This window comes from Sinomonas albida, assembly GCF_004919045.1.
Lineage (GTDB): Bacteria > Actinomycetota > Actinomycetes > Actinomycetales > Micrococcaceae > Sinomonas > Sinomonas albida.
The window spans coordinates 290955-304753 of sequence record NZ_SWDW01000001.1 but is presented as its reverse complement, the minus strand read 5'-3'; the positions used below and the strand labels follow the sequence as shown (position 1 = coordinate 304753).

The following is a 13799-nucleotide window of genomic DNA, read 5'->3' as shown; positions in this document are numbered from 1 at the left end:
GTCCTTAACTTACCGGAGCGTGCGGCGTGCCGAGCATCGTGACGGACATGCGGCCGCAGGAGGCGCCCCGCCTAGGTGACGACGCGGTACGTGAGCAGCTCGGTGCCGTGCGCCTCGTCGCCGTCGTCGGGGGCGACGTGCAGGAGCGTCCCCTCGGCGTCGCGCGTGAGCACGAACGGGTTGCGCATGATCGTGTGCCCCGCGGGGCTGAAGGCCGGGATCGGCACCTCGGCCACGATGCGGCGCTCCGACGGGCGGACGACGCCGATGCCTCCTAGCTCGAATACCTCGCCTGAGGCCCCGCGCAGCTCGGCGATACCGCCGCACAGAAGCTGCCCTCCGCCGTCGTACTGGGCGTCTTGGAAGTCGACGTACGCGCTCGGGTTGTCCCACGCGACGGGCTCGCCACCCTCACGCGACCAGAGGAAGAACCGGCGGGAGCCCCAGCTGGCGCCGTACAGTGCGCCGGTGCTGGGGTCGGCCGCGAGCCACGAGACGTGGTCGTCGACGGTGAAGCGGACCTTGGGCGCGAGCGTGCGCGCATCGATCGTGTACACGATGCTCCGGCTGTCTGCCCGGTACTCGGCCACGGGAATCCACACCTGACCATCGGCCACGTCGATCCCGCCGGGGTGGTAGGCATCGCCCTCCCCCAGGACGATGTCCGCCTCGAGCGTCCCGTCCGGCCCGAGCACGAGGACGTGGCCGCGGCCTGCCCCGGGCGTGCGGCGAGCCGGGTCGCCGTCGTGCCCTGCGAGCGGCTCGGGGCGCTCGGTGAGCTCGACCGTCGAGAGGAAGATGCGGCCGCCGGCGAACGCGAGGCCCTGCGGGTGGTGCGTGGCGAACAGGAGCGGGACGCGGCGGACGAGCTCGAAGCGCGTCCGCCGCGTCCACGCGGCGACCTCGTCGGAGAGGCTGCCGTCGCGTGGGGGCTCAGCCCACACGTGTTGCCTTCGGCTCCGCGCGGCGGGCCACCGTCCACACGGAGTAGAGCTCGGACGCGTGCTCGGGCCGCGCCGCAAGGATCCCGCCCTCGGCGGGCCACACGGTCTCGTCGCCCGCGTCGTCGAGCAGCACCCCGCCCGCTTCGCGGACGATGAGCGCGGCGGCGAGGTGATCGATCGGGCTGAAGCGCTCGATCACGCTGCCCGCGCCGCGGCCGCTCGCGACGCCCGCGAGCGTCAGCGTGCCCGAGCCCATCACCCGCATCGTGCTGAACCGCTCACCGAGCGCGTCGAGGAACTCGCCCATGCCGGGCCACGGCTTGTGGCCTAGGAGCTCCGTTTGCACGATCGTGCCTGCGAGCGTCCTCCCTCCGGCCGGCGCCTCCGCGCGGAGGTCGAGCCTCTCGCCGTCGAGCTCCGCGCCGAGGCCCGCGACAGCGGCGAACACCTGGCCGCGCCACACGTCCCCGACCACAGCGACGAGCGGCTCTCGGTCGACCGCGAGCGCGAGCGAGAACGCCGTCCACGGCACACCGTTGGCGAGGTTCGCGGTGCCGTCCACGGGGTCCACGTACCAGCACGGGACGCCCGGCTCGGCCGTTCCGCCGAGCTCCTCTCCCACCACGAGGTGGCCCGGGAGGCGCTCGGCGATGACCTCGCGGACCCGCTGTTCGACCGCTACGTCCACGGCCGTGACGTGGTCCGCGGCGTGCGCCTTCGACGTGACGTCGCCGAGGTCGGCGCGCTGCGTGAAGTCGACGGCCCAGCTCGCGAGCTCGTGCGCCACGACGATCGCCGCGGTGAGCTCGTCGCCCGTGAGCCGCGGCGGCCGGGGCGCGGCCTGCCAGGAGGCGGGCCCCTCCCCCACGATGCGCCGCAGGACGCTGAGGCGGTTGGTCGTCACGGCGTCCGCACCCATGGCGAGGACCCAGCGCATGGCGTCCTCGTCGTCGACCGTCCAACAGGCCACGCGTGCCCCCGCGGCGTGCGCGGCGTCGACGAGCGCGCGGCTCAGCACGGGGTACTCCGAGTTGACGACGTCGGGGCGCAGCGACGCGAGGAGGTCCGACGGCGGGAGGTCGCGGCGGTTCCAGGGGAGCCACACGCTCGCGTCCGCATCGAGGCTGCGGACGGTCTTCATCGCGTCGAGGTGGCCGCACCACGCGACGCTCGCGCCGTGGGCGGCCTCGTGGACGACCGCGACGGCGGGGGCTGCGCAGTCCGGATCGTCCATGTCGATGAGGAGGGTCGACGGCGTGCCCGCGACGAGCGCGAGCGCGTCGGCGAGGAGCGGGATCCGATGGTCGCCGTCGCCGAGCGCCGCGATGTCGGCCCAGTCGAGCTCGGACGCGTAGCGGTCCACGCCCCAGAGCCGCGCGAGCGTCGGATCGTGCAGGAGCACGACGCGCCCATCGCGCGTGACGCGGACGTCGATCTCGACGATGTCCGCACCCGCCTCGATCGCCGAGCGGACGGCGGCGAGCGTGTTCTCGCGGTGGCGCTCGACGTCGCCGCGGTGCGCCGTCAGCTGAGGCGCCGTGCGCCGGAGTGCGCTCGGCTGCGCCGCCTGGGGGGCCGCCGCGCTCACTGGGCCACCTCCTGACGCACGAGCTTGCCGTCCGCGAAGTCGAGCCACTTCTCGATGCGCGCGTAGCCCCGCGCGCCCACGGACGGCAGCGCGCCCGTGACGAAGGCGCGCAGCTCGGCGTCCTCGCGGCGCAGGTAGAGCTCGGCGAAGTGCCCGCGGGGCACCACCCGCTCGACCGTCGCGGCGAGCCCGTCGACGGCGCTGTGCCGCGCGCCGTTCACGCCGCCGTCCGTATCCTCCACGAACACGACGTCTTCGGGCCGGATGCCGACCACTCCCTCGCCGCCCACCACGCGGCCGTCCTCGACACGCCCCTCGAGCCGGTTGAGGCTCCCGATGAACGTCGCGACGAACTCGGTGGCGGGGGCGCTGTAGAGCTCAGAGGGGGTGCTGAACTGCTCGATGCGGCCCTGGTTCATGACCGCGATCCGGTCCGACATCGACATGGCCTCCTCCTGATCGTGCGTGACGATGAGGGTCGTGATGCCGAGCCGCTGCTGGATCTCGCGGATGTCCTCGCGGACCTTGACGCGCAGCTTGGCGTCGAGGTTGCTGAGGGGCTCGTCGAGCAGGAGCAGCTCGGGCTCCTGGACGAGAGCGCGGGCCAGAGCGGTGCGCTGCTGCTCGCCGCCGGAGATCCGGGCGGGCCGCGAGTCCTTGTGGTGCACGAGGTTGACGAGCGCGAGCGCCGCCTCGACGCGCTCGGCAATCACTGACTTGGACAGCTTCGGGGCCTTGCGCAGCTTGAGCGGGAAGCCGACGTTCTTCGCGACGGTCATGTGCGGCCAGAGCGCGTAGTTCTGGAAGACCATCGCGCTGGGGCGCTGCTCGGGGCCAAGATGCACGACCTCGCGGTCGCCCACCTTGATCGAGCCGGCGTCCGGCGCGAGGAAGCCCGCGATCATGCGCAGCGTGGTGGTCTTCCCGCAGCCGGACGGCCCGAGCAGCGAGACAAGCTCGCCGGGCTGGACCGTCATGTCGAGGCTGTCGATGATGGTGCGTCCGCCAAGGACCTTGTGCAGTCCGCGGACGTCGAGGCCGCCGGAGCGCCTCGTGGGCGTCGAGGCCGCAGCCTCGGCCGCCACGGCCCCCGGGGCCGAGGAGGACAGGGTCTGGTTCGTGGTCATAGTGCCTCTACTTGATCTGGAAGCCCTCGGCGAGCTGGCCGCCGATGATGTGCTTGTGCGCGGCGAGGAGCAGCGCGACGGAGGGAATGGCCAGGAGGATCGAGAACACGGCGGCCACCTGGGTCGGGTAGTTGAGCACGAGGCTGTACATCTGCGTGGGCATCGTCATGTAGTCCGGCGCGCCCACGAGGTACGTGCCCTGCGCCTCGTCGAACGAGGCGAGGAAGCTCATGATCGCGGCCACGAGGATGCCCGGGAGCGCCATGGGGAGCGTCACGCTGAAGAAGACCCGCAGCTTCGACGCCCCGGCGTCCCGCGCCGCCTCCTCGAGGCTCCGCGGCACCGCAGCGAACGCCGCAGACGGGATCCACGTCATGAAGACGATCGTCCCGAGCACGTGCACGATCAGGATCCCGAGGATCGAGTTCATGAGGTTGAGCGCGTAGAACAGCGCGGCGAGCGAGACGAAGAGCCCCATCTTCGGGAACGCGTTGGCGGCGAAGAGCCCGATGAGGAAGAAGCGCCGCCCCGGGAACTCGAAGCGCGCGAACGCGTAGGCCGCCGGCAGGCAGATGACCGCGGAGACGAGGACCGTGAGGGGCGCGAAGAACAGCGAGTTCTGGACCGCGACCCCCAGGGCCTTGTCGCCGAAGACGACCTGCCACCAGTGCGTGGTCCAGCTGTCCGGCCACAGGTGCGGATACGTCCAGGTGTCCGCGAACGCGCGGACACCGAGCCACACGAGCGGTCCGATGATGAAGAGCGCGAGCAGCAGCGCGAGCACGGTCGTGAGGAGGCCCGTGGCCGCCTTGCCCGAGCGGCGCGGCTTCGCCTCCGCCGGGGCGGGCGCGGATTCGCGCGGCGCGGCGGCGGACTCGAGGGTTGCCTGAGCCATCAGACGGCCCCACTTTCCTTGGCGGAGCGGAAGTTCGCCCACACGTACACGGCGGCGATCCCAGAAGCGATGATGAACACGACGAAGGCCATGACGACCGCCTGCTGCGGCTGGTTGAACGCCGAGAAGTAGTTCGACATGTCGACCCCGAGCATGTTCGGCGAGTTCGGGCCCGTGAAGTACGGGACGGTGAAGGAGCCGAGGATCCCGATCGCCGTGAACGTCGTCGCGATGATGATCGGGACGCCCGCCATGGGGACCACCACCGAGGTGACGACGCGCCAGAAGGAGGCACCGGCGTCGCGCGCGGCATCGATCATGGCCTGCGGCACCGCCTGCAGCCCGGACGTGACGAGGAGCGTCGCGAACGGGAGCGACGTCCACACCGAGCCGATGATGACGGTGACCATCGAGAACGACCACACCGGGAACTCGAGCCCGGCCAGCGCGAACACGCTGCGCAGGAACCCGTCCGCCGAGTAGAAGCCGAGGATGGCCCACGAGGCGATGACCACGGGGATGAACAGCGGAACCACGGCCAGACCCGAGAGGATCTTGCCGAGCACGCCCCCGCGGAACTTGAGGTAGAGGCCGATGCCCGTCGCGAGGACGACGACGGCGGTGGTGCTCACGAGCGTCACGATCACCGTGACGCCGAGGTCGCCGAGGAAGCGGCGGTCCACGAAGAGGTCACCATAGGCGCCGAACGTCGGGCTGGCTCCCTGCGCCTCGTGCACGTTCTGGCCGATGACCGAGATCGTGTGGTTGAGGCCGCCCGTGAACCCCAGGCTGAAGCCGAGCGCGAGCAGGATCGGAAAGCCGATGAAGAGCGCGATGAGGACGATCGGCGGGAGCGCCATGAACAGGCCGCGTGCCTGCCCTGCGGACGCCCTCCGGGAAGGAGAGGCGCCAGCAGGGCCGGGCACGCGACGCGACCGGACTGCAGAGGTCACTGGCCGGGGACCTTCTGATCCCACTGGTTGTTGAGGTCCTTGCCGACCTGGTCGAAGTACGGGAGGCGGAGGTTGTTCGGATCCGCGCTCGCGAACTTGGTCTGGAGGTCGGCCGGGAGCTGGTTGAGCGGGATGGCCGGGTAGCCCGAGATGTCCTTGACGATCATGGCCTGCTGCTCGGGCTGGAGCACGAAGTTCGCGAGCTTGACCGCGGCGTCCATGTTCGGGGTGTTCGCCGGGATGCCGAGGTAGGCGGCGCCACCCGTGAAGGACGGGTTCGAGATCTGCACGGACTTGATCGTGGACGGGATAGAGCCGTTCGTGACGCCGGTCGTGAACTGGTCGGACCAGACCGGAGCCATGGTGATCTGGCCCTTCGAGAGGAGGTCGAGCGTCTGCTGGTTGCCGTTCGGGTAGACGCCCTTCTGGTACACGTACTGGTTGAGGCCCTTGAGCTCGGCGAAGCCCTGGTCCCAGTTGGACTCGAGGTCCTTCGCGTAGCTCGTCGTCATCTTCTGGCGTGCGTCGGCGGGGACGTACTTGTCGAGGACGGTCGCGACGAAGGAGGAGCCGGAGCCGCCCGACTTCGGCGAGTTGTACGTGAACTTGCCCGGGTTGGCCTTGATCCACGCGAGGAGGTCGTCGAGCGTCTTCGGCGGCGTCGGGATGCTCTTGCTGTCGTACGCGAGGAGCACCGACGAGCCGCGGTAGGGGATCCCGCCCGTGCCGCCGGCCTTGACGACGTCCGCCGAGACGCTCGAGATCGCCGAGATCTTGGTCGAATCGACGGGCGTGAGGAGGTTCGCCGTCGAGGCCTTCGGGACGAAGCCCGCGTCGACGAGGTCGAAGTCCGGGGACTTCTTCTGCTCGACCGAGCTCGTGAGCTTCGCAAGGGTCTGGGCATCATGCTCGCCGTGCAGGTCGATCGTGACCTGGACCTTGTAGCCCGGGTTGGCCTTCTCGAACGCGGGGCCCAGATCCTTCTCCCACAGGTTCTGGATGTTGGTATCGCCGCTGATGAAGACGCGGACGGTCTTCGTGGCGGCATCCCCCGTGCTGGCGGGGGACGTGCTGCTTTGGGCGCAGCCGGTCAGAGCGAGGGCGGTTGCGGCGATGGCCGCGGTGACCCCAAGGGCATTGGTGAGCTTCATGGATCTCTCCTGGTACGCGGCCTGGGGTTCTCCCGGCCGGGGACGTCATGGTGGCGTCGTGCGGCGGCGCCTCGCCCCCCGAACGTACGGCGCCGACATTTCATAGAAAGCGTTTGTCCTGACCAACTGTCAAAGAAGAGGTTTCGCGCAGGTGAACGGGCACGAAAGCCTTCGGCGAACCGAAACACTCGCACTCACCTGCGGGAACTCGAGTCACCTTCATGCCTAGACTGCGTTTCTAGAGACAGACAGATGGCACCCGACCCGCATCGCGGGCCGACACGCCCACGTGGCAATTGGGGGGAAGATGGCACAGCATTCCGCGTCCGCCGAGGAGAGCGAACCGAGCGAGCCCGGGCTCGAGGAGCTCGGAACGCTCGTTCTTCGCGTCTGGCGGGAGCCTGAGTCCGAGGAAGGCCTGCGGATCCGCATCCTGGCGTCCGACGGCGCGTGGGAGCCTGGCGAGCTGACTGTGACCGCCGACTCCGAGGCGGCTGTCAAGAGCGTGCGAGACTGGCTTGAGTCTCGGACCGGCGGCGGCGAGGCACGCGAGGGCACCGACCCACTCGTGTGACACGCGACTTCACGCTCCCGGTAGTGCGCTAGATCTTTCGCAAAAATTCCAGTCAAGGCGAATAAATCTATTGACTGGATTATCTTCCCATCGTCATGCTTGTGTCGTTCATCAGGCGTGCATCGCGGGGAGAATCGCCCTCAGGACGAACCTCCTCCGCGGGCTCTCGCACCACGACGGAGGGTCTTGCCCATGGGATGGGAACTACGCCTCTTGGGCTGCTGGCAGCTCCTGTGCGACGGGCACGTGGTCGCGGTCGGAGCCCGCCAACAGCGCCTCATCACCGCGCTGGCCCTCATGGGCCAGCGATCCCGCTCCTACCTTGCCGGCCTCCTGTGGCCGGACAGCACCGAGCATCAGGCCTCGGGCAGCCTGCGGGCCACGGTCTTCAAGGTCCGGCACCAATTGCCCGGGCTCCTGAGCGACAGCCTCGACCCCGTAGGCCTCGCCTCGTCGGTCGCCGTCGATCTCCTCGCGCTGCGCCGCAGCGCCGAGGAGGCCCGCGCGGGGGCCGGAATCGGGCCTGGGATCGCCGAGCGGCTCTACTCCGCCGAGCTCCTGCCCGGCTGGTACGACGATTGGGTCATCTTCGAGCAGGAGCGGCTGCGCGAGCTGCGCATCGCGGCCCTCGAGGCGATCGCGCGCCACCACCTCAGCGCGGGCCGGCCCGACGCCGCCGTCGCCGCGGCCATGCATGCCGTCGCCATCGAGCCGCTCCGCGAGTCGGCCCAGGCGCTCATGATCCGTGGCCAGATCGACTCAGGCAACGCGGCAGGCGCCCACCGGACCCTCGCCGACTTCCGCCGCCGCCTGCACGACGAGCTCGGCCTCGAGCCCTCGCGCCGCCTCGAGGCGGCCATCGGCGGCACCTCCCCGAACGGCTCGGGGCTCCCGCATCCTGCCGCGGCCACGAGCCGCGCGCCACGGCTTGCAGCACATCACTAACCCTGGAAGGAGCTGTGAGGTATGGCACGTCGTCTGAGGTGGAAGATCCCGGCAGTAGCCCTCTCACTCATCGTCGTCGCGGCGCTCGGAGCCTCGGGCCCCGGCGCGGCGTCCGCGGACGGGCGCGGGCCCGACGACGACTCCCGCGTCTCGTCGTCGCTCGAGGCGGCCTCAACGGCCATCCCGACCGTCGGCCGGCCGCTCGTCACGGATGCCGCGCGCTCGGAGCCCTCGCTGCAGCCCTCGGGCGGCAAGGCCGTCTCGACCGCCACCGCGACGAGCGGGTGCAACGGCTGCTCGGGAACGGCCACGACGCTCCAGACGGTTCGAGTCGTGGGCGGCGGCGCCGCCGTCGCCGACAACGTCGCGGCGGCGTGGTCGAGCTGCGCCGGCTGCTCCTCGACGGCGGTCGCAGTCCAGATCATCACAGGTCCTCGGGCCTCCTCCGTGGTGGTCAACAACCGCTCGCTCGCGGTCAACGTGACGTGCTCGGGCTGCACGACAACCGCCGTCGCGCTCCAATTCGTGATCATCGGCGGTTCGCAGCGCGAGCTCTCGGCCGAGACGAAGTCACTCATCCAGCAGATCGAGAAGGAGCTCGGCCTCAAGCTCTCCACGACTCGAGCGGCGCACCCCGGGGACTCGTGGCGCGACGAGGCGTCGAAGGACGCGGACGACGCCGCAAGCCGCGCCAAGGCGGCCATTGCGGCTGACACCCACGCGGCCAGCGTCGCCGCGCGGGTCGAGGTCGACGCCGGCGACTGACCGCTCGGGCGGACGGCCACCAAGGCCCCTGCCGGCAGCCCCTGAGGGGCTGCCGGCAGGGGCCATTTTCGTGCCTCTCAGGGGGCCTCTCGAGCCGGAGTCTTCCCACGTCAGGCCGGTAACGCAGCAATAACACGAGGGTAACAATCCATTCGGTGGAATTAATCCAGCGATTGGCTCCAATCGCCAAAAAACAGATCCAGATCACCACCCCAACCACCAAGGAGTTGAGTCCCATGACGAAGCTGACCATCACCGACCTTGCCGCTGAGACCGTTGAGCTGCTCCCGGGCCGCGAGACCCTCGTGTTCGACCTCAACTGGACGGGCATCCTCGCCTCGAACAGCTCGGTCGCGCTCAACGCCGTGACGCTCGGCTCGGTCGCGAACAGCGCCGCCGGCCAGTTCATCACGGTCACGCAGCACTGAGACACCCGTCTCCGGGCGATCCGGGGCGGCCGATCTCCCAGCACGGCCGCCCCGGGCCCCCACGGCCCGCCGCACCGACGGCGACGCCGAACCACAGAAGCCAACACGCCGAGCCCACCAGAGACGCCGAGGAGCCTGGACCATGACGCAGGAGATTGCCGCACCACCGCAGCGCTGGCAGCGCGCGGCCGGCACAGAGCTTCTGGGCCTCGTGTCCGGTTCGGGCCTCAACCACTCGACCTACCTCGTGAGGCGGGCCGACGGCCAGGTGGTCCAGCTCAGCGAGCTCCTGCACCACATCGTCGCAGAGGCGGCCCGGCCCCTGCCCTCCGACGAGCTCGCCCGCCGCGTGAGCGCCGGCTTCGGCAAGGAGCTCGACGTCGAGGGGCTCACGCTCCTCGCTGAAAGCAAGCTCGAGCCCCTCGGCCTCCTCGAGCACCCCGACGCGGCACCCGCCGCCCCGCCGCCCACAGCCACTCCGCTCCTCGCGCTCACGGCCAAGGCCACGCTCGTGCCGCGCGCCGCCGTCGCCCGCCTCTCAAGGCTCCTCAGGCCGCTCTACGCGACGCCCGTCGTCGTCCTCGCGTGCCTCGCGCTCGTGGGGCTCGACGTCCTCCTCTTCACGAGGTCCAACGCCGGCGCCGCGCTGAACGACGTCCTGCTGACGCCCGGAATGCTGCTGAGCCTCTTCGCCCTCATGAGCGTCGGCGCGCTCGTCCACGAGGTGGGCCATGCGACCGCGTGCCGCTACGGCGGCGCGAAGCCCGGCGTCATCGGGGTGGGCCTCTACCTGATCTTCCCGGCGTTCTACACGGACGTCACGGACTCGTACCGCCTGAGCCGCGCCGGCCGCATCCGGACCGACCTCGGCGGCCTGTACTTCCACCTGTGGTGGGTCCTCGGCGCGGGGCTCGGCTACCTCGCGACGGACAGCCCCGTGCTGCTCCTGCTCGTCATCATGACCCAGCTCCAGATGGCACAGCAGCTCCCGCCCGCAATCCGGCTCGACGGATACTTCGTCCTGGCCGACCTCGCCGGGGTGCCCGACCTGTTCGCCCGCGTGGGGCCCGTACTCAGAAGCCTTGTCCCCGGACGCGGCGTCGACCCGCGGGTGAGCGAGCTGAGGCCCGTCTCGCGCTGGATCGTCACCTCGTGGGTGCTCATCGTCGTGCCCTTCCTGGCGGGCGTCGTGGTGTGGCTCGCCGTGAGCCTCCCCTACATCCTCACGAGCGCCGCCGCCGCGACCGAGGTCCACCTTCGGAACCTCTCCCTCGCGGTGACCACCGGGCAGCCCGTCGAGGCGGCCCTCTCGCTCCTCGCGGTCACGCTCATCGCCTTGCCGGCCATCGGATCGGCGCTGATCCTGGCCCAGGCGCTCGCCAAGATCACCCACGCCGCGGTGCAGCGCCTTACGCCCCGCGTGCCGCGGCCGCTTCCGCGGCACCTCATCCCGACCACCCGACTCCGGATCGGCCGCCACAGCTGAACCGGCCGCCAGCTCTCACTGGTTGAGAGTCACGACCAGCCCTGAAAGGAGGTGAAAATCATGCAGAAGCTCACCAAGGCCGAACTGGCCGTCGAGGAAGTGGAGCTGCTCCCGGGCCGCGACACCCTGCTCTTCGACGTCAACCTTGCCGGCATCCTGGCCTCGAACGCCTCGTACGCAGTGAACGCCGCGACCATCCTTTCGGCCGCGCACAGCACCGCGCTCCAGGGCATCTCCGTCACCCAGTTCTGATCGTGAAAGTGTGCCCGGCAAGTTCGCACATGCGCCGGGTGCCCACCCCTAGGAGGACATCATGCAGGCATCGCTTGCCGCAGACGTCGCCGCAGAGCACGCCGAGCTGCTTCCCCAGCGCGACACCTTGCTCTTCGACATCAACGTGGCACCGGTCATCGCAGTCAACCTGGCCATCGCGGTCAACGCCGCGACGATCGGATCGACCGCCAACGCCACCGCGCTCCAGATCGTCGGCGTGCTCCAGCACTAGCCGTCGTCGGACCGGGATCCGGCGCCCCGCGGCGGGCTGTCCCCCGCTCTGCGCCCGGACCGGTCCCATCACTTGCAGCACCTGTAAGTCGCAGCACCTGAAAGTCCAGTACCCCAAACCCACCATCCGGCGCCGCGCCCGCGGAGCCGCCACCAAGGAGTTGAACCATCATGACCAAGCTCACCCTCACCGAACTGTCCGCCGAGACCGTCGAGCTGCTGCCCGGCCGCGAGACCCTTCTCTGGGACTTCAACGCCGCCCTCATCGCGGCGCAGAACGCCTCGTACGCCGTCAACGCCGCGACGGTCCTCTCGGCCGCGAACAGCGTGGCAGTCCAGGGCATCTCCGTCACGCAGTACTGATTCCCCTAGCTCCGGCGCCGCTCCTCCCCCAGCTCGGCGCGGGAGAACGAAAGGGAGGCTCGGTCGCTCCGGGCCTCCCTCTTCGCTTGTGTTTTGTGTTGTGCGGTGGCGGGTGCTGGCGTCCGGCGGGCGCCGCACGCGCGCGCCGCACGCGCGAGCGCCAGCGAGCGCAGGGCGAGCGCAGGGCGAGCGCAGGGCGAGCGCCCGCAAGGGCGATCAGGGAAGACGCGGTCAGTGGAAGAAGTGCCGCGATCCCGTGAGGTACATCGTGATCCCGGCGGCCTTCGCGGCGGCCACCACGTCCTCGTCGCGGATCGATCCGCCCGGCTGGACCACGGCCCGCACGCCGGACGCGATGAGGATCTCGAGGCCGTCGGCGAACGGGAAGAACGCGTCGGAGGCCGCGACCGCGCCGCGGGTCCGCTCGGGCGCGCTGCCCGCGCCGGCGCCGGACGCGCCGCCGGCTGCGTCGACGTCGGACTCCACCGCAACGCCCAGCGTGTTCGCGCGCTCCACCGCCAGGCGGCACGAGTCCACACGGTTGACCTGGCCCATGCCCACGCCGACGGAAGCGCCGCGGTTCGCGATGAGGATCGCGTTCGACTTGGCGGCACGGGACGCCTTCCACGCGAACGCGAGGTCGGCGAGCGTGGCCTCGTCGGCCGGCTCGCCCGCCGCGAGGGTCCAGTTCGCGGGGTCGTCGCCCGCCGCGTTGAGGCGGTCCGAGACCTGGACGAGCACGCCGCCCGAGATCTGGCGCAGCTCCGTCGGGTAGCGGCCGTAGCCCTCCGGCAGGGCGAGGAGGCGGATGTTCTTCTTCTTGGAGAGGATCTCCACGGCCTCGGGCTCGAAGTCGGGCGCGACGACCACCTCGGTGAAGATGCCCGAAAGCGTCTCCGCCATCCCCTTGGAGACCGTGCGGTTGGCCGCAACCACGCCGCCGTACGCGCTGACCGGATCGCACGCGTGTGCCTTGCGGTGGGCGTCGGCGATGGGGTCCTCGGCGCCGGGCGTCGCGACCGCGATGCCGCACGGGTTCGCGTGCTTGATGATCGCCACCGCCGGCTCGTCGAAGTCGAACGCTGCGCGCAGTGCCGCGTCGGCGTCGACGAAGTTGTTGTAGCTCATGGCCTTGCCGTGGAGCTGGTCCGCTTGGGCGATGCCTGCGGGGGCCGCCCGGTCGACGTACAGGGCCGCCTGCTGGTGGGGGTTCTCGCCGTAGCGGAGCACCTCGGAGCGCTCGAGCGCGAGGCCCGCGTACGCGGGCCAGTCGATCACGCCGTCGCCGTCCTCGTCGAGGAACTGGCTCGCCGTCCACGTCGCGACGGCCGTGTCGTAGGACGCCGTGTGCGCGAACGCCTTCGCCGCGAGGCGCTGGCGGGTCTTGAGGTCGAAGCCGCCGGCCGCGGCAGCGTTGACGACCTCACCGTAGAAGGCGGGGTCGACGACGACGGCGACGGCGGCGTGGTTCTTCGCAGCCGAGCGCACCATCGCGGGGCCCCCGATGTCGATCTGCTCGACGACGTCGTCCATCGCGGCGCCCGAGCGCACCGTCTGGACGAACGGGTACAGGTTGACGACGACGAGGTCGAACGGCTCGATCTCGAAATCCTCGAGCGTCTTCATGTGCTCGGGAACGCGGCGGTCCGCGAGGATGCCGCCGTGCACGCGCGGGTGGAGGGTCTTGACGCGGCCGTCGAGCATCTCGGGCGAGCCGGTGACCTCCTCGACCTCCTGCACGGGCACGCCGGCGGCGGCGATCCGCTTCGCCGTCGAGCCCGTCGAGACGATGCGCACCCCGGCCGCGTGCAGCCCCTTCGCGAGGTCCTCGAGACCGGTCTTGTCATAGACGGAGATGAGGGCACGTCGGATGGGGACACGGTCAAGCTGGATCACAGGGCGCTCGTCTCTATCGTGCTGAGTCTGGGGTCGCGGCCATTCTATCGCCGCGCGCCTGGCGAGCCCTTTGGTTGGCGGACGGCGGCCCGGGGAATAAGTACGACGTGCGAGCAATGGTGTGTCGAGGGCCATCTAGGGAGGGCCAAGCCGTTTAAGGGAGAGGCCAGCCGTCGTCGT

15 protein-coding genes are annotated in these 13799 nt (G+C 70.4%); 8 read left to right on the top strand and 7 right to left on the bottom strand.

Going from position 1 to position 13799, the window contains the following annotated elements:
• Nucleotides 1-71: 71 nt before the first annotated feature.
• Genes E6A26_RS01345 through E6A26_RS01320 form a run of 6 tightly spaced genes read right to left on the bottom strand, consistent with a single transcriptional unit; the run spans nucleotide 72 to nucleotide 6658 of the window.
• Entirely contained in the window at nucleotides 72-944 is an 873-nt protein-coding gene (locus tag E6A26_RS01345) for a DUF6454 family protein (RefSeq protein ID WP_136609377.1), read from the bottom strand.
• Complete coding sequence (locus E6A26_RS01340; protein WP_168928647.1) at nucleotides 934-2532, bottom strand: inositol monophosphatase family protein; 1599 nt, start codon at nucleotides 2530-2532, stop codon at nucleotides 934-936. Before E6A26_RS01340 ends, E6A26_RS01345 begins: the two co-directional genes overlap by 11 nt.
• On the bottom strand, nucleotides 2529-3659 hold the full coding sequence (locus E6A26_RS01335; protein ID WP_136609375.1) for an ABC transporter ATP-binding protein: 1131 nt from the start codon (nucleotides 3657-3659) through the stop codon (nucleotides 2529-2531). Before E6A26_RS01335 ends, E6A26_RS01340 begins: the two co-directional genes overlap by 4 nt.
• Nucleotides 3660-3666: 7 nt before the next feature.
• The gene (locus E6A26_RS01330; RefSeq protein WP_136609374.1) at nucleotides 3667-4554 is read right to left on the bottom strand and encodes an ABC transporter permease; all 888 of its coding nucleotides are present in this window, start codon (nucleotides 4552-4554) and stop codon (nucleotides 3667-3669) included.
• Entirely contained in the window at nucleotides 4554-5507 is a 954-nt protein-coding gene (locus E6A26_RS01325) for an ABC transporter permease (protein ID WP_234864858.1), read from the bottom strand. The genes E6A26_RS01330 and E6A26_RS01325 overlap by 1 nt, the downstream gene beginning before the upstream one ends.
• Nucleotides 5504-6658 carry an extracellular solute-binding protein gene (locus E6A26_RS01320; RefSeq protein ID WP_136609373.1) on the bottom strand — a complete coding sequence of 385 codons (1155 nt, stop codon included), beginning with the start codon at nucleotides 6656-6658 and terminating at the stop codon, nucleotides 5504-5506. Before E6A26_RS01320 ends, E6A26_RS01325 begins: the two co-directional genes overlap by 4 nt.
• Nucleotides 6659-6965: 307 nt before the next feature.
• Between E6A26_RS01320 and E6A26_RS01315 the strand changes: the two genes are divergently transcribed.
• From E6A26_RS01315 to E6A26_RS01280, 8 genes are all read left to right on the top strand, one after another.
• On the top strand, nucleotides 6966-7232 hold the full coding sequence (locus tag E6A26_RS01315; RefSeq protein ID WP_136609372.1) for a hypothetical protein: 267 nt from the start codon (nucleotides 6966-6968) through the stop codon (nucleotides 7230-7232).
• Nucleotides 7233-7424: 192 nt separating this feature from the next.
• Nucleotides 7425-8177 carry an AfsR/SARP family transcriptional regulator gene (locus E6A26_RS01310; RefSeq protein WP_136609371.1) on the top strand — a complete coding sequence of 251 codons (753 nt, stop codon included), beginning with the start codon at nucleotides 7425-7427 and terminating at the stop codon, nucleotides 8175-8177.
• 21 nt (nucleotides 8178-8198) lie between these two features.
• Nucleotides 8199-8942, top strand: a complete 744-nt coding sequence (locus E6A26_RS01305) for a hypothetical protein (RefSeq protein WP_136609370.1) — start codon at nucleotides 8199-8201, stop codon at nucleotides 8940-8942.
• A 236-nt stretch (nucleotides 8943-9178) separates the two neighbouring features.
• On the top strand, nucleotides 9179-9370 hold the full coding sequence (locus E6A26_RS01300) for a hypothetical protein (protein WP_136609369.1): 192 nt from the start codon (nucleotides 9179-9181) through the stop codon (nucleotides 9368-9370).
• A 142-nt stretch (nucleotides 9371-9512) separates the two neighbouring features.
• On the top strand, nucleotides 9513-10856 hold the full coding sequence (locus tag E6A26_RS01295) for a hypothetical protein (RefSeq protein ID WP_136609368.1): 1344 nt from the start codon (nucleotides 9513-9515) through the stop codon (nucleotides 10854-10856).
• Between the two features lie 60 nt (nucleotides 10857-10916).
• A complete protein-coding gene (locus E6A26_RS01290; protein ID WP_136609367.1) occupies nucleotides 10917-11108 on the top strand; it encodes a hypothetical protein in 192 nt (63 codons plus the stop codon).
• Nucleotides 11109-11169: 61 nt separating this feature from the next.
• Nucleotides 11170-11361 carry a hypothetical protein gene (locus E6A26_RS01285; RefSeq protein WP_136609366.1) on the top strand — a complete coding sequence of 64 codons (192 nt, stop codon included), beginning with the start codon at nucleotides 11170-11172 and terminating at the stop codon, nucleotides 11359-11361.
• A gap of 170 nt (nucleotides 11362-11531) precedes the next feature.
• Entirely contained in the window at nucleotides 11532-11723 is a 192-nt protein-coding gene (locus E6A26_RS01280) for a hypothetical protein (protein ID WP_136609365.1), read from the top strand.
• A gap of 231 nt (nucleotides 11724-11954) precedes the next feature.
• On the opposite strand, the gene purH is transcribed toward E6A26_RS01280, so the two are convergent.
• Nucleotides 11955-13619: a bifunctional phosphoribosylaminoimidazolecarboxamide formyltransferase/IMP cyclohydrolase gene (purH, locus tag E6A26_RS01275; protein WP_234864856.1), complete on the bottom strand. Its 1665-nt coding sequence runs from the start codon at nucleotides 13617-13619 to the stop codon at nucleotides 11955-11957.
• Between the last annotated feature and the right edge of the window lie 180 nt (nucleotides 13620-13799).

Coding starts and splice junctions, on each gene's coding strand:
- E6A26_RS01285 (WP_136609366.1), top strand. CDS start 11,170: ATGCAGGCATCGCTTGCCGCAGACGTCGCCGCAGAGCACGCCGAGCTG.
- E6A26_RS01320 (WP_136609373.1), bottom strand. CDS start 6,658: ATGAAGCTCACCAATGCCCTTGGGGTCACCGCGGCCATCGCCGCAACC.
- E6A26_RS01315 (WP_136609372.1), top strand. CDS start 6,966: ATGGCACAGCATTCCGCGTCCGCCGAGGAGAGCGAACCGAGCGAGCCC.
- E6A26_RS01335 (WP_136609375.1), bottom strand. CDS start 3,659: ATGACCACGAACCAGACCCTGTCCTCCTCGGCCCCGGGGGCCGTGGCG.
- E6A26_RS01330 (WP_136609374.1), bottom strand. CDS start 4,554: ATGGCTCAGGCAACCCTCGAGTCCGCCGCCGCGCCGCGCGAATCCGCG.
- E6A26_RS01305 (WP_136609370.1), top strand. CDS start 8,199: ATGGCACGTCGTCTGAGGTGGAAGATCCCGGCAGTAGCCCTCTCACTC.
- E6A26_RS01310 (WP_136609371.1), top strand. CDS start 7,425: ATGGGATGGGAACTACGCCTCTTGGGCTGCTGGCAGCTCCTGTGCGAC.
- E6A26_RS01290 (WP_136609367.1), top strand. CDS start 10,917: ATGCAGAAGCTCACCAAGGCCGAACTGGCCGTCGAGGAAGTGGAGCTG.
- E6A26_RS01295 (WP_136609368.1), top strand. CDS start 9,513: ATGACGCAGGAGATTGCCGCACCACCGCAGCGCTGGCAGCGCGCGGCC.
- E6A26_RS01300 (WP_136609369.1), top strand. CDS start 9,179: ATGACGAAGCTGACCATCACCGACCTTGCCGCTGAGACCGTTGAGCTG.
- E6A26_RS01280 (WP_136609365.1), top strand. CDS start 11,532: ATGACCAAGCTCACCCTCACCGAACTGTCCGCCGAGACCGTCGAGCTG.